Origin of the sequence: Vibrio sp. 11986-1-5 (assembly GCF_963878025.1) — a bacterium.
GTDB lineage: Bacteria > Pseudomonadota > Gammaproteobacteria > Enterobacterales > Vibrionaceae > Vibrio > Vibrio injensis.
In genome coordinates this window covers 76,821-90,113 of the sequence record NZ_CAWNVW010000054.1, presented here as the reverse complement: position 1 = coordinate 90,113, position 13,293 = coordinate 76,821, and the positions used below count along the sequence as shown (strand labels likewise).

Genomic DNA, 13,293 nt, shown 5'->3' with positions numbered 1-13,293 from the left:
GAACATACAAAATATAGGGCTTTATTATGGCATATTGGTTGTTTAAAACTGAACCGGATACCTTCTCTATTGACAGTTTACGAACACAAAAGGTTTCACCTTGGGAAGGGATACGCAATTATCAGGCAAGAAATTGGTTACGCGATGCGGTAAAAGAAGGTGATCACGTACTGATTTACCATTCATCTTGTCAGAATATTGGTGTGGCGGGTATTGCTCAAGTGGTACGGGAAGCTTATGTCGATCATTTTGCGTTTGATCCAACCAGTGAGTATTTCGACCCTAAATCGAACCCAGAGTCACCGCGCTGGTTGATGGTTGATGTTGCGTTTGTACGTAAAACTCAGCGCGTGATCCCACTGTCAGAGCTAAAACAGGTGCGGGAGCTGGCGGCATTACCTTTGGTGAAAAAGGGGAATCGGTTGTCGATCATGCCGCTCAGTGAGTCAGAATGGCAAGCCATCATCAACCAAGAAAGGGTTAAGTCAGGATGACTCGTTAATATTCGCGATTGATTGTTCTTATCAGAGGTGCAGCATAAAGGGGAAGCTAACGACAAGTGTTAGACGTAGTTATCCCCTTTGGTGTGACTGCATATGGTTTGTTGATGTTATTGCTGGTTATGGCTCAGCAAGTGCTGCTGTAGGTAATGAGCGACGGCGTCATCAGCGTGACTGCCGATTACGGTGTTATTAGGTAAGGCGCGAAATACTTTTTCATGTGCCGTTCCCATCACTAATCCTTTACCTGCCATTGAAAGCATTTCCACATCGTTCATGCCATCACCAAAAGCGATACAGTGTTCAAGTGTTAAGCCTAGAGATTGAGCAATCGCTTGCAACGCTTCGCCTTTCGATACCTCCGCTCCCATCACTTCTAAACACCAAGGGGTTGAGAAAGCGACACTCAGTTGTCCGGCGAAATGTTGGTTAATTAAGTTTTCGTAGTGGACGAGCTGTTCATGATCTTGTTTGGTATTAGTAAAGAAGATTTTAGCGACACCTTGATTTGGCGCGGCATTAACGTCAAATACTTGATAAGTAAAACCGGAGTCTTCATGGAAATGACGTAATACTTCATCTTCACGATTGAGTAACCAATCTTCATCACGATAAATATGTACATAAATATCGTCATCGTGTTTAACCAGATCGATGATCGCTTGGACTAACTCTGCAGGTACATTTTTACTGTACAGTTCTTTGTCATGCTGATCATGCACACGAGCGCCATTTGAGGTGATCATATAAGCAGGAATACCAGCAATTTCACGAATACCGGCAACATCAACATGGTGTCGCCCGGTGGCAAATACGAAGGTAAAACCTTGTTGATGAAGAGCCTGCAGCGTCTGCTTGGTCACTTCACTTAATTGATGATTAGGCGCTAACAAGGTGCCATCGAGATCGGAAGCGACGATACGTACCGGTGTTGTTTGTTCAGTGGTCATAAAACCCTCGTTGTACTGCTAAAATGCCAAGACATAACTGTGGCAGACTAGTGTAAGTGAAAATGATTGTCCAAAAGAGGGTAAACCTAGGCATGGTTATTTTCCTCTATTGGCGAGCTTTCGCCACCATTGGCATGCTGTGCAAAAAAAACCATTATTTTATCGAGAACTGGGGTACGGTAACGATCACTTTCAAACAGTAACTCATGCCTTGCACCATCAATAATCTCGATCTTGGCTTGAGGATTGCTGCGTGCTAATTGCGTCATAAAGCGAGTTTGAGCGTGATTACTGACAATCGTATCTTGTCCCGCTTGCAGTAATAACAGTGGTAGACGAATATTTTGCATCTCTGCAAAGCAACGTTTGATAGCCAGTAGGCTTTGCCAAACCCAATGTGCACTTGGCCCCCCTAATTTCAGTTGTGGCTGTTGTTCATACAGATCACGAAACCATTGGTAGCGAACAGCGCTGTGGGTCAGTTGGTTGATAGCAAAAGGTTTTGGCAGATAAGGCCCATAGCCGGGAGCGTAACGGGGAGTTGCATAGGAGGCGCTGAGCAGTTTGGTTAGTGTCAGAGCGATCGGCCGCAGTTGCCAAGGCATATTGATCCCCAGCATGGGTGCGCTGAGTACAGCCGCATCAAAAGGGTGGTTTGGATAACTTTCTAGGTAGCGTGTGGTAATGGCACCACCCATGGAATGGGCCAACAGATAGCGCTGCGCGTAGCTTTGTAATCGAAATGTCGTAATAAGCTCATCCATATCACGCACATAATCATCAAACTGCATCACATAGCCCATTTGTGGGTCATCAATCAGTCGCTCTGACAGTCCTTGGCCTCGATGGTCAAAAGAGTAAACGTCATACCCTTGGTGAAATAAGTCATAAAACAATTCTTGATACTTACACGCTGATTCAATACGGCCATTAACAATGATAATCACTTTATTGTGCTGTGCAGCGGTGAGGGAACACCAATAGAGCCGTTTATTATCAAGCGTCAGGTGATAACCTTGCTGACGAGATTGCCAACATTGCGCGATATCGTGCTGCATCGCGTGTTGAAAATGGGTTTCTTGAGTATAAGAGTTTGGCATGAGCTTATCTAATCTATGGATGATGAGGTGCCGTCTGTAAAGAATCGACTTGGTTAGCATAAGCCAGTCAACCAGAATTGCAATGCCTACCTGCAACACCAAATCGTTTGTATTAAAGGCTCGGCAATAGTGGTGCAGCGTCCATTCACTGTGTTGATGAATTCGATCCGCCAATAAAAAAGACCGTACGCTTATTCATCCTTGTCTTTGGGGAGAGAATAAGCGCCGGTCAAAAGGGTGGTGATTATTTATGGATAGTTTAATGGTTCAGTAATTGTTATTTGTTTAAAAGGCGACTTCGGTTTATTGCAACCAAGCGTTAAGCATCCAAACCAGTTTTTCTTGCTCACGAATGTAGTCACCCATTTGTGCGCTGGTGCCTTCATCACCGACTTCAGCCGCAAAAGCGAGGATCGCGCGTTGTTGATTGATTAAAGCGCCAAAACCGTTGACGAGACCATGCATGGTTGTTTGACCGTCAGTGGCATTGATGTGTTCTTCGATTTCAGCCGCTTGTAAATAGGCACTAAAACTATGCAAAGGCTGAGCACCAAGCGTTAAGATACGTTCGGCTAACTCATCAATTTTGCTTTGCAGGTCGGTGTAAATCTCTTCAAATTTACTGTGTAACTCAAAAAAGGCTTTGCCTTTAATGTTCCAATGGTAGCCGCGAGTATTCATATACAGCACTTGGTAATTGGCCAGTAATTGGTTTAACGATGCTGCGAGTTGCTGGCTTTGATGACTGTCTAGGCCGATAAGATTGGTTTTCATACACTCACCTCATTAATTTTTTATAACTATCGATGGTAATCGATGACAAGATTTTGCTGTTTTGCAAACGTTGAAGCTATGCTATCGCCTGATGAGGTGTTAAGAAAGTCGGTTGTGGGTATTGTTTTAATAGGTTAAACCGATGGAACTGGGTTGCGCATTGATTGATGAACTCATCATTGACAGACGATTGGCTTTATTTTTACCTCTCTTTTAAATCAATTTGTTATGGTTATATTCTTATTAGGGATAACTCTAAATTCATCAGTCTATGCTTTAGGGGAAGCGGGATTGTTGCTTATTCACCACCTCTAGAGCATGTTATGACTAAGCGAGTGATTTTTTTTGATTTGTTGCGTTGTGTTGCTGCTATTGCGGTGATTGCGATCCATGTCTTAGCGCCTTATCGGCAGATGATGGGGACCATTCCTGATCCACAATGGATCAGTGCGGTGACGATTAATGGCCTTAGTCGCTGGGCTGTGCCGATTTTTATTATGATTTCTGGCGCCTTGATGTTGAGCGACCCTAGGCCATTTGATTTACGCTATTACCTTCAGCGAAGATTAGGCAAAGTGGTGGTTCCCTTTGTGATTTGGTCGCTGTTTTACGCTTATTTAAGCGGATGGAGTCGCCATGGATTTGATATCAATGTTGTAAAACAAACGCTGTTGGATAGTCCCCATCAAGAAACCTATTACCATTTAGGGTTCTTTTACTATTTTATCCCGCTGTATTTACTTATTCCTTGTTTACATTGGTTAGTCAATCGAGTCGATGATGGCTTTTGGTACAGTTTGGTGACGATATGGTTAATGACAACAGGCTTGTACTTATTCGGTATTGACGGGCCATGGAGTCATGAGATTTGGCTCTATAGCGGTTATTTGCCTCTAGGTTACCTGCTGTACCAAAAGCTGCGGCTATCGTCTTTTAGTCTATTATTCGTCATAATTCTGGGCTCGTTTGCACTGTATATGACGGTCCAAGCGGTACTGGAATTGAGTCTGACACACGGGCGGTATACGGTTGGGCGTTGGTTATCGTATAAAACGCTTAATGTCGTTGCTGCGGCGATCATGGTCTTTGTGTTGTGTCGCTCATTAGCTGAACAATTACCAAATGCAGTACAGCGTTGGGTGGTGATCATCAGCCAGCACAGCTTAGGCATTTATTTATTGCATCCGATTTTTCTATGGCCAATGAAAACCTACGCATGGTATGACGGTCATCCCTTATGGGTAATCCCACTTTGGGTACTATTGAGTGGTGCGGGGGCATTACTCACTAGTTATGCTTTATCTCGGTCGACAGCTACACGTTGGTTGCTACCTTAAGTTTTCAAAGCAAAGTGGAGAAATTTTCGTCCTTGGTAGGTCAATATGCCTTGATCGCCTGGATTTAAAGCGTGGTAGTAATGCGGGCCAATTTGAAATTCTCGTTTCGGGCCCAATGTCCCTTTTTGGACATAAATCCAATATTCTTGTTCCTCTTGGTCGGGAAGTGGGTTATCTATAACCACGATTTGTTTGTCTAAAACGGTGACTAAGGCGGTACGTTCAGGGGCATTTTCACCTTGAAAATGTTGACGAAAAAAACGACTGAAGAACCATAAGCCAACCAATAAAAGGATGAGTATAGTGACGATAAGTAATAGAGAGGGTGACATCATATTCTCCAGAAAACCGCTGAACTAAGCCCATAACGGATGTCGATAATAGTCAAAGAGTGAAGACTGATTTTACCGAAGTGGTTGACTTTAGGGGCAGTAAAACGAAATTGCGTGATTAACCCAGCATTGAACAACAAGATTTTTCGGTTGGGTTCACACTTTGGTGGTGGGATTTTTTCTGGCATGACAATTCAGTCGTGCTGCGCTTGACGATCAGTAACAATGAGATCGTGGTAGTGTATATCCAAACCACTTGGAGTTGCAGATAGGTTAACGTAGCCAACCCGCTGCAGCTTCAAGTAGTAAGGGGATAAGCAAGGAGGCAGACATGTCCGAGATAGAACAAGTCGTATTACGAACGAGAAGATTAGAAACCTTATTGCGTCAGCATTATCACGCTCAAGGTAAAGGGCTGCATCAGCTTATTTCGAGCTGCGAGGAGCGGCTACCGCATGATATTATTGAAAAACTGAGATACATAGCCACGATTCGCAATAAAATTGTCCATGAAGATCATTTTCATTTGCCGGATAGAAAAGCATTTTTTATCACCTGTGTTCAGTGTGAAAAAGAGCTGGCTCCACGTAGCGGGCGTTTTATTTGGCGCGTTGCTGTAATGTTGATGTTATTGATGACTATGGCTGCGGTAACGTTTTATTACCTCCATTGGGATGAATTATCAAAGTTTTTCCCTCACTTTTTACCGAAGAGCTAGCGCGATGGCGTAGTTTTTCTCTGAAAGTTAGATATTTATTTTGCTACTTGATCAGAGTGAAGCTTGTTGAGCTGTAAGTATCATCTTTGCTTAATCGCGGATCAGCCAAATAAAAAAGCATATAAAAAGGACGCTAGGCGTCCTTTTTATATGCTTTTTTATTTTTTGTTTTAAAACAATGAATTAGTAGAGTAGAGGCAGTGTCATTAAGCCGACGATGACTGCGATCATTACCAATCCCTGTTTTTGAGATGAAGAAATCATAACACTGCTCCTCTGTTGTCTGTCTCATCTTGTTAATCAGAATAGCTTGCTTTATTGACTTGATCAAGGGGATCTTGGTGAAAGTCTTAAAAGTGGTTGTTAAAGTGTGATGATTTTTCCGATTATAGCGAACTAAGGCGGGTGTTATTGGTTGGTTGTCTCTTGTTCTTATCGGTGGTTAATTATTCTGATTTTTATATATGTGTTTGAATTTTAATGCTTTTTTTATGTTGTTTTTATGTTTTATTAATGTGTTTATTATGGTTTCTGGTGCTACCTGTCAAGTTGTGTCATTTTTAAGTTAATTCCTATTTTTTAAATAAATCATTAACACTTTAATGATATGAGTTATCATTTACATCTGGTTGGATGAGTTTATATGGATTTATTATGTTTATTTGTTTTGATTTAATGGAATTTCCTGCAAAATCTAATTTTTGTTGATTTTTGTTTTTAATTGACTGATTTTAAATGTCTTTTATTAATTTTTTTAATTTATCATTGGTTTTTTTTGGTTTTTTATTACCATGTTTATTGTTTAAAACAATGTTTTTTAATGTTTGGTTGTTATGTCTGTTGTCTCATTCAGTTAAAGAATAGTCCACGAGCGATGAATGCTGATAAGTTTTAAACGATGAATTTAACGTGATTGAATCGCAATCAAGATCCAATTTTTGCAGTTCGCTTCTGGACTTCATGGATGACATGCCTACACTGGCGGCAGAATTGATAAGAGGTATCGACATGTGGAGCTGGATTTCTGTGGCATTATCGGGATTCATCAGCATTTCTGCGTTTGAAAACCAGCATAGACGGCAAGCAGTATTGTTTAAAATGGTCAGTTTAGTGCTATTGCTTGCGATGATCATTGAACCGTTATTTTCTCGCTCTATGCCTGCGCTATGGATAGCAATTGGTTTAGTCATCGCGATGTTGGCTGATGGGTTACATACGTTTCATTATCGGCCCAAATTGTGTTTTTTTGGCTTTCTATTTGCCCAGCTCTGTTACAGTAAAGCTTTTTGGATTCAATTATCCGGTAATATGGTTTGGTGGTTACCTGCCTTATTGATTGCAACCAGTGTTGTCACCTTTTTCCTTCTGCTACCACAAATCGATACGTTACTTTTTCCTGTTACGATAATGGGGCTGGTGCTGGTACAATTAGCTTGGGCCTCCGGCGAGGTGTTGCTGCAGAGTCCATCTTTGGCGTCTTTGGCAGGGTTTTTGGGTAGTTTGCTGTTTATTTTGTCGGCGCTATTATTGGCGATTCATGACTATCGACACTCTTTACCTTGGGGACAGTATTGGATATCTGGGAGCTATTTGCTCGCTCAATCTTTGATTGTCGCTTCGGTTGTTTTACTCTCTTAATTCCGTCTTCCCTGCTGCGGGCATGCCTATCTCTATCACATCCTGTGTCTATTGAGGTTTTATGGAAATTTTATCTGCGGCAACCATGCTATTTTTAATCATGGATCCGCTGGGTAACCTACCAGTCGTGTTATCCATTCTTAAGCATCTTGATCCTAAACGTCGCCGTAAAGTATTGATCCGAGAGCTGTTGTTTGCTTTGGTGATCTTGATGTTATTTTTGTTTGCAGGGCGATCGATTCTTGGTTTCTTACATGTTCAGCCTGAAACATTGAGTATTTCTGGCGGCATTATTCTGTTTATCACCATAGTTACCCCTGAAAGGATAATATTTAAATGTATCAGTACTCTTAGTGCTAATTTTACTAGTGGTTTTGGGTTTGGTAGAAAAATATTATGTATAATATTTTCATGTAACATTTTTAAACTATCCCCTAAAATCTATATAGTATAAATGCTTAAAAGTGTTGGAAGTAGTTTATAATTCCATTTAAAAACATTTGTACAGCAATCATCAATAGCAACATTCCCATAAGCCTCTTTTATTGGCGGTACAGCCCAATCCATAAAAGGTGCTAGCAGCGAGTTGGGGACTACACCATAAGGTTTTCACTTGTAAATTAATGGCGCAGCGGTGGTCGTTTCGTGGTGAGCTAAAGTTTTTATGTGACTTTTTGGTTCGACCGATTGAAAAATGATTTTACGGCATTGTATTCTCTAAATAGACATCAGCTTATGGATATTCAGATGGAATTGGCAATACAAAATCTTCTCAGAGAACGACCTAACCTAAAGGCGAAAAAAATAGCGTCTATATTGGGGTTAGATCGCAAAAAAGTGAACTCGTTCCTCTATGTTAATTCTTCGACTTTTATCCAAAATGAGGATTATGAGTGGTCTCTTTCCAATGAGGTGTTGAAAGTGGTCTTCCCAGTTCCCACACGTAATTGGTTAACTTCTGCTGGCTTTGAAGAAGTAATAAAGCAGTATAATGGCCTCTGGGATGAGGAAACGACTACAATCGAAATGACTTTTCTTGGTGGGAGTTTCTTACTTGATTCTTTGGGCAAACTGCTCGCTCTTATTAATCAGTTAGTATACGCAGGTAAATCAATCTCATTAGATTTTTGTGCGTGTGACAAATCATTCTCATATCTGTGTCGAGTAGGCTTTTTTGAGTTAATTGATAAAGGGGTCGTTGTTACTCCTAATATAAAAGATGCGTCTTGCCACTATGGGCATAACACCAAAGTGATGGAGTTTGGTATTATCACTCCAGAAGAGCCAGATGAAAGTATCCCTCTCCAGCTCAAGCAAGCTTTCATAGAGCAGGCCGGTAAAACGAACTCCAATGCTGCCTTTACTATGATTTCGGAGCTCTTTGGTAATGTTAGAGATCATTCAAAATCACCAATAGATGGGTTTGCTGCTTTACAGGTTTATGAAAGAACTAAAACAATACAAACCGTTATATCAGATAGTGGAATAGGCATTGTAGGCTCTTTACGACCAGTATTAGAAGAACGTTACCCAAAACTATTCAAAGAATTTTCAGGCATAAATGATGAGTCAGATGCACTGCTCATAAAGCGTGTATTTGAAGAAGGTCGTATAAGTAGTGCTGAGAATAATGATGATGAAAGCCGCGGATTAGGTTTAAAAAGAAGCGGTGATATTGCTGCTAAATTTAATGCTCAAATACACATTAGGCAGGAGTCTTTCGAGCTAACTCTTATCTATTCTCAAGGGAAACTTTCTCGCCATGAAGTGAGTTATGGTTTACAAAAATTATCCGGTACGCATATTTGTTTTGACTTTTCTCTTGAATAATTTAAGATCTTCTCCTTAAGTTATCGACATGAATCAGAATCCAATGATAATCAAACTCCGTGATTTTACGAAAGACGATCACCCTTTTGGCAATGTTCAGGGGAAAGATGTGTTTCATCAGTTGATGAAACTAGTCGACTCTCTCCCATCTTTCACTGTCTTTGGGATTTCACTGGATGGGATAGAGGCTACAGATGCATCTTTTCCGCGTGAAAGTGTTGTGGCTCTTGCTCGCTTCTATCGAGGTGAAAAAAGCTTTTACTTAATTGATGTAGCAGATCAGGATCTTATTGATAACTGGGCTTATGCTGCTGAAGCGAAAGAGCAACCTCTAGTTATTTGGTCGGGAAATCAGTACAAAGTGATAGGGCCTGAAATGACGAAAGGTACTAGAGATGTGGTTGAGTTTGTTTTAGATAATGGTTCTGTAACAACCGCGAGTATCTCTGCTGCATTTGGTATCAGCATTCCAAACGCAAGTACTCGATTAAAAAAGCTATATAGCGCGGGTTATATCACTCGTACCGAAGAGGCAGCAGAGTCTGGCGGAAAAGAATTTATTTACTATGCAATAAAATCTGATTAAACAGCTTGTGTTAATCAGATTTTAAGATTAGAATCCTTTCATAGCTGAGAGGATTTTTTTATTTTAGCTTAAACAGATTAATTAAATCAGAATTGGAGACCAAATGGCTACTAATTGGAAAACAGGCGACAACCGTCGCCATGGTATGGTTCGCGAGCGTTCTCAAACTCAAACATCTTCGGGTCATTGGGTAAAACGTGATGCGAATACGGGACGTTTTATGGATGTGAAGCAGGACGGCACACCCTTTAAAGGCGTCCGGAAAGAAAAATAAAAAGGCACTTTCAGTATTTTACTGAAAGTGCCTTTTTATTAGCGAAGTGAAATGTAATCGTCATTGGCGTGATCGATTATAAGACCCAACACTAAGAGGTCTCAGGTCTCTATAGAAACCCAATCGCTCGGTGAGAATTGCGATACTACCTTTCTATAGCATTCACTTCAATCGTTGAGTTCCCTCTTTGTTAAGAAGTATGGAGGAATCTCTCATGAGTATTCGACCAAAACTCGTTGATGTTTGCGCGTATGTGCGTCGCCGTTTCGGCCGACTCGAAAACGTTTGTAAGCATAAGCGTTCATATCCACGATAAGTGACATCAATTTAGTTTGGCGGGGTTCCCCGCCCTATAGAAAGGTACAACACCTATGTTAGATCTACTGACAGATCCAATCGTGCTCGCGGTTCTAATTGGCCCGATCGCTGGTATTGTTTGGACAAAAATACTTAATGCAGATTCTCGCAATGGCGAGGGGCTGTCAAAGGGCCATGTTAGAGTCTTGAATAGTGGGACAATATCCGCTAGCGATGACAGTAATATCCAGATTGGTCATGGCAACAACGTTACCAATTACAACCATAACTACAACGGCGGCCAGCCACCGAAATCGCAAGTTGATGGTGAGGTGTTCCTCTTTGGAGTGCTCGGGGTTATCGCTGCTATTCTCTATATTCGCCATAGAGAGTGGGCTCTCGGTTTTAGTCTATTGTTCCTTCTTTTCAATACCGCTTTTACTCTCGGTTATTTTGAATCCAAGAAAACAAAATTTGTTAAAACGCTAGCCTATGGTGTTCTGTTTTACATTCTTTATTCCATCTATCGATCGCCCATAGACCCTTACTACGTCAGTGTCGTCCAAATGTTAAAGGGGCAAGGATTAAAAGCTTATATCGAGGCTATTCGCTTGGATTACCTCCCTTTCCAAATAATTTTAACTGCGATAAGCCAAGCGGGGGCTCTGTTTCTCACGGTGTTTGCGTCTCATGCGATTCGAACAACATCTGCAGAGCAGAGGTTCCTAAACAATCTTCAAAAGATAGGTGTGATGGTCATAGCATTAGCAATGCCGTTGTATCTACTTAATTTTGAGGCTGTGAATGCCCAGATCATAACTTTTATAGGGGAAGCCATATGAAGTCATTATGGATAGTCATGTTTTCTTTGCTTCTTTCTGCTTGTTCTGCCTCGATCCCTAAAGAAATCGTTGAGCTGTCCTACAAAATGGATAAGGACATGACGCATGTCGAACAGGCCTATATGGACTTGGTTCGTCAGCACATGGCTGTTCTTAAAAAGCAGCGAGAAGACTACTTGTACAACGAGTGGGTGCCTGCATTGTTGGAAGATTGGATAGTCGAAGGAATGCTTATTGAAATGGCTCAGGGGAAAGTGGTCTATGACAACCAAGTAGATGATTTTGTTGCCGTGGATACGCCTAATAGGTTGGCTCAGTTAAATGGTGTGAAGGAATGGGCGCTTGTTGCTACTGAAGAAATAGAGGCTAAACGCCGTGAGCTCATAGTGCCATTGGAAAAAGCTGAGTCTGTAATGTTAGCTGATATACGCCAGAGTTTTACATTAATGAGACAGGGAAATCAAACCATTACTGCTCATCTTAATAGCATCCGAGAGGTGCAAGATGTACAGAATGACCTGCTTGAAAGTGTCGATTTAGAGCAATTACGAAATGATATCAATCAACAAGTTAGTGAGTTATCGAATCAGGCTTCTAAAGGCTTAGATAAGGTTCGTGAACTCGATCAGAAAGCACAACCTTACCTGGAGAAAGTCAAATGAGTATGAGAAACCGAATTAAGAAGTCAGTTGCAACCGCAAGCCGTCAATTGGCAGAGCGAGAGCTTCAGTTATTGTTAGACACTCGTTTTGATCTAGAGATGTTAAGTCCTGCGATTAAAGGTCATAGCCAATATCAAGCCTTGATGGATGTGATACAAACGGCATCCGAACGTAATTTGAGTGTGGCTGAGTTTGAAAGCAATGTTCGCCAACTTGGTGAAGAGACTTGGCTATTGGCAAAAGACATTATCAAAGCAGTTCGCTAGGAGGACTTATGCAAATCGATATGCACTATTACGGGACATATTGTGTGGCTCGCGCCGCAGGCTTAAACCGAGAATCGGCTCGTATTATTGCGACCGCAGCTCAGTTTGTAGACGACAACGCACAGCAAAACAGCATTGATTTAGCGGACGCTTCGGCTTGTCGAGTCGAAGCAACAGCGCACCACACTGCAGATGTAAGCAACATTGACCCTGATGACCAAAGACAAGTTTGGGTGCCCTTCCATTTCTTACCGGGAAATGAAGGTAGTTCATTCACTGAGCGTTTGGTATGTCGCAAAGACAGCGTGATTGCCCAGCAAATGTGTCAAAACCACTTAAAACAGGCCGCAAAACCTTATTACCTTGAATTGCTAGGGATAATGGCACACGTCTACGCTGACACATTCGCGCACTACGGTTTCTCAGGAGTTAGTTCTCGTCACAATAAAGTAGTTAATGATTCTTTTGAGTTCAGTGAATTAAGTGAGCAAATGGAAGTTTATATCGTTGGTAAGAAAGACAGCTTTTTTGCACGATTTAATCCTATTGTTCGTAATATTAAATCTCACCTTGCTGAGGAGTTGTCTGGTGCCTTAGGTCATGGGGGCGTGGTGACATTTCCTGACAGGCCATACTTGAAGTGGCGTTTTGAATACGACAGTGGAAGCGATTCTGGTTGGAGGGATAATCCAGCGACTTTCCTAGAGTACTGCCAAAAGCTTCACTCGATGCTGTCAGAGTTACCAGAAGAGTACACAGAACCCGAGCAAAGACAGGATTGGATGTTGTTGAAAGACAAGATAGCACAAATTCTTGCTTTCCAAGCTACTGGGAATGACCGTATTGATAAGTGGAAACACGAAGCTCGGTATGGCGAGCTACTCAATATCGCGGAGGATATTCCAGAATACAGAGATTGGAATGGCGGCTTTGAATCACTCCGCCATGGTAATAGCTCTGACGCGATGAAACTCCCTATCTATCATTACTACCAAGCGGCGTCTTATCATCGATGGTATGTCTTGCGAGAGCTTTTACCTCAGCATGGTTTGATGGTGAGGTAGTTTGTCATTGGTCCGTAGTTACGGGCCAATAATTTAAGTTATTGGAGGGCAGCTTTAGGTATCCGTAGGATACGTTCTGAGCGTAATGTCCTGATTTAGTTAACTAGAATTACGCAGCAAAGT

Annotated in this window: 15 protein-coding genes and 1 pseudogene; 12 read left to right on the top strand and 4 right to left on the bottom strand. The window is 41.7% G+C overall.

Annotated elements, in window-relative coordinates:
* Window positions 1-26 precede the first annotated feature (26 nt).
* Window positions 27-494: an EVE domain-containing protein gene (locus tag AACS00_RS16420; protein ID WP_110168045.1), complete on the top strand. Its 468-nt coding sequence runs from the start codon at window positions 27-29 to the stop codon at window positions 492-494.
* A 116-nt stretch (window positions 495-610) separates the two neighbouring features.
* On the opposite strand, the gene AACS00_RS16415 is transcribed toward AACS00_RS16420, so the two are convergent.
* The 3 genes from AACS00_RS16415 to AACS00_RS16405 all read right to left on the bottom strand — a co-directional run bounded on the left by AACS00_RS16415 (window position 611) and on the right by AACS00_RS16405 (window position 3,324).
* Complete coding sequence (locus AACS00_RS16415) at window positions 611-1,450, bottom strand: Cof-type HAD-IIB family hydrolase (RefSeq protein ID WP_110168044.1); 840 nt, start codon at window positions 1,448-1,450, stop codon at window positions 611-613.
* Between the two features lie 86 nt (window positions 1,451-1,536).
* Window positions 1,537-2,550 carry an alpha/beta fold hydrolase gene (locus AACS00_RS16410; RefSeq protein ID WP_110168043.1) on the bottom strand — a complete coding sequence of 338 codons (1,014 nt, stop codon included), beginning with the start codon at window positions 2,548-2,550 and terminating at the stop codon, window positions 1,537-1,539.
* 303 nt (window positions 2,551-2,853) lie between these two features.
* A complete protein-coding gene (locus tag AACS00_RS16405) occupies window positions 2,854-3,324 on the bottom strand; it encodes a Dps family protein (protein WP_072670167.1) in 471 nt (156 codons plus the stop codon).
* A 323-nt stretch (window positions 3,325-3,647) separates the two neighbouring features.
* Here AACS00_RS16405 and AACS00_RS16400 point away from each other — a divergent pair, with 323 nt between their 5' ends.
* Window positions 3,648-4,661: an acyltransferase gene (locus tag AACS00_RS16400; protein ID WP_072670166.1), complete on the top strand. Its 1,014-nt coding sequence runs from the start codon at window positions 3,648-3,650 to the stop codon at window positions 4,659-4,661.
* Here the strand turns inward: AACS00_RS16400 and AACS00_RS16395 are convergent.
* Entirely contained in the window at window positions 4,658-4,993 is a 336-nt protein-coding gene (locus AACS00_RS16395) for a DUF2500 domain-containing protein (RefSeq protein WP_110168042.1), read from the bottom strand. The genes AACS00_RS16400 and AACS00_RS16395 overlap by 4 nt on opposite strands.
* A gap of 331 nt (window positions 4,994-5,324) precedes the next feature.
* On the opposite strand from AACS00_RS16395, the gene AACS00_RS16390 reads away from it, so the two are divergent.
* The 10 genes and pseudogenes from AACS00_RS16390 to AACS00_RS16345 all read left to right on the top strand — a co-directional run bounded on the left by AACS00_RS16390 (window position 5,325) and on the right by AACS00_RS16345 (window position 13,170).
* Window positions 5,325-5,711, top strand: a complete 387-nt coding sequence (locus AACS00_RS16390) for a DUF4145 domain-containing protein (protein WP_110168041.1) — start codon at window positions 5,325-5,327, stop codon at window positions 5,709-5,711.
* 1,002 nt (window positions 5,712-6,713) lie between these two features.
* A complete protein-coding gene (locus AACS00_RS16385) occupies window positions 6,714-7,349 on the top strand; it encodes a lysoplasmalogenase (RefSeq protein ID WP_181397624.1) in 636 nt (211 codons plus the stop codon).
* A gap of 61 nt (window positions 7,350-7,410) precedes the next feature.
* Window positions 7,411-7,662, top strand: a pseudogene (locus tag AACS00_RS16380) (MarC family protein); the annotation flags it as partial.
* A gap of 434 nt (window positions 7,663-8,096) precedes the next feature.
* A complete protein-coding gene (locus AACS00_RS16375; RefSeq protein ID WP_110168038.1) occupies window positions 8,097-9,179 on the top strand; it encodes an ATP-binding protein in 1,083 nt (360 codons plus the stop codon).
* A gap of 28 nt (window positions 9,180-9,207) precedes the next feature.
* Window positions 9,208-9,765 carry a helix-turn-helix domain-containing protein gene (locus tag AACS00_RS16370; protein ID WP_234942183.1) on the top strand — a complete coding sequence of 186 codons (558 nt, stop codon included), beginning with the start codon at window positions 9,208-9,210 and terminating at the stop codon, window positions 9,763-9,765.
* A gap of 103 nt (window positions 9,766-9,868) precedes the next feature.
* Window positions 9,869-10,039 carry a hypothetical protein gene (locus tag AACS00_RS16365; protein WP_181397622.1) on the top strand — a complete coding sequence of 57 codons (171 nt, stop codon included), beginning with the start codon at window positions 9,869-9,871 and terminating at the stop codon, window positions 10,037-10,039.
* A 371-nt stretch (window positions 10,040-10,410) separates the two neighbouring features.
* Window positions 10,411-11,178 (top strand): hypothetical protein, encoded by a 768-nt coding sequence (locus tag AACS00_RS16360; protein ID WP_064624095.1) that lies wholly within the window; start codon window positions 10,411-10,413, stop codon window positions 11,176-11,178.
* Complete coding sequence (locus AACS00_RS16355) at window positions 11,175-11,840, top strand: hypothetical protein (RefSeq protein ID WP_064624097.1); 666 nt, start codon at window positions 11,175-11,177, stop codon at window positions 11,838-11,840. Before AACS00_RS16360 ends, AACS00_RS16355 begins: the two co-directional genes overlap by 4 nt.
* Window positions 11,837-12,106, top strand: coding sequence for a hypothetical protein (locus AACS00_RS16350; RefSeq protein WP_064624099.1), 270 nt, complete (start codon window positions 11,837-11,839; stop codon window positions 12,104-12,106). The genes AACS00_RS16355 and AACS00_RS16350 overlap by 4 nt, the downstream gene beginning before the upstream one ends.
* A gap of 8 nt (window positions 12,107-12,114) precedes the next feature.
* A complete protein-coding gene (locus tag AACS00_RS16345) occupies window positions 12,115-13,170 on the top strand; it encodes a DUF6765 family protein (RefSeq protein WP_110168037.1) in 1,056 nt (351 codons plus the stop codon).
* Window positions 13,171-13,293: the final 123 nt, after the last annotated feature.

Excerpts from the sequence above, each read along its gene's own strand:
- AACS00_RS16420 (WP_110168045.1), top strand. The coding sequence starts at position 27 with ATGGCATATTGGTTGTTTAAAACTGAACCGGATACCTTCTCTATTGAC.
- AACS00_RS16415 (WP_110168044.1), bottom strand. The coding sequence starts at position 1,450 with ATGACCACTGAACAAACAACACCGGTACGTATCGTCGCTTCCGATCTC.
- AACS00_RS16410 (WP_110168043.1), bottom strand. The coding sequence starts at position 2,550 with ATGCCAAACTCTTATACTCAAGAAACCCATTTTCAACACGCGATGCAG.
- AACS00_RS16405 (WP_072670167.1), bottom strand. The coding sequence starts at position 3,324 with ATGAAAACCAATCTTATCGGCCTAGACAGTCATCAAAGCCAGCAACTC.
- AACS00_RS16400 (WP_072670166.1), top strand. The coding sequence starts at position 3,648 with ATGACTAAGCGAGTGATTTTTTTTGATTTGTTGCGTTGTGTTGCTGCT.
- AACS00_RS16395 (WP_110168042.1), bottom strand. The coding sequence starts at position 4,993 with ATGTCACCCTCTCTATTACTTATCGTCACTATACTCATCCTTTTATTG.
- AACS00_RS16390 (WP_110168041.1), top strand. The coding sequence starts at position 5,325 with ATGTCCGAGATAGAACAAGTCGTATTACGAACGAGAAGATTAGAAACC.
- AACS00_RS16375 (WP_110168038.1), top strand. The coding sequence starts at position 8,097 with ATGGAATTGGCAATACAAAATCTTCTCAGAGAACGACCTAACCTAAAG.
- AACS00_RS16370 (WP_234942183.1), top strand. The coding sequence starts at position 9,208 with ATGAATCAGAATCCAATGATAATCAAACTCCGTGATTTTACGAAAGAC.
- AACS00_RS16365 (WP_181397622.1), top strand. The coding sequence starts at position 9,869 with ATGGCTACTAATTGGAAAACAGGCGACAACCGTCGCCATGGTATGGTT.
- AACS00_RS16360 (WP_064624095.1), top strand. The coding sequence starts at position 10,411 with ATGTTAGATCTACTGACAGATCCAATCGTGCTCGCGGTTCTAATTGGC.
- AACS00_RS16355 (WP_064624097.1), top strand. The coding sequence starts at position 11,175 with ATGAAGTCATTATGGATAGTCATGTTTTCTTTGCTTCTTTCTGCTTGT.
- AACS00_RS16350 (WP_064624099.1), top strand. The coding sequence starts at position 11,837 with ATGAGTATGAGAAACCGAATTAAGAAGTCAGTTGCAACCGCAAGCCGT.
- AACS00_RS16345 (WP_110168037.1), top strand. The coding sequence starts at position 12,115 with ATGCAAATCGATATGCACTATTACGGGACATATTGTGTGGCTCGCGCC.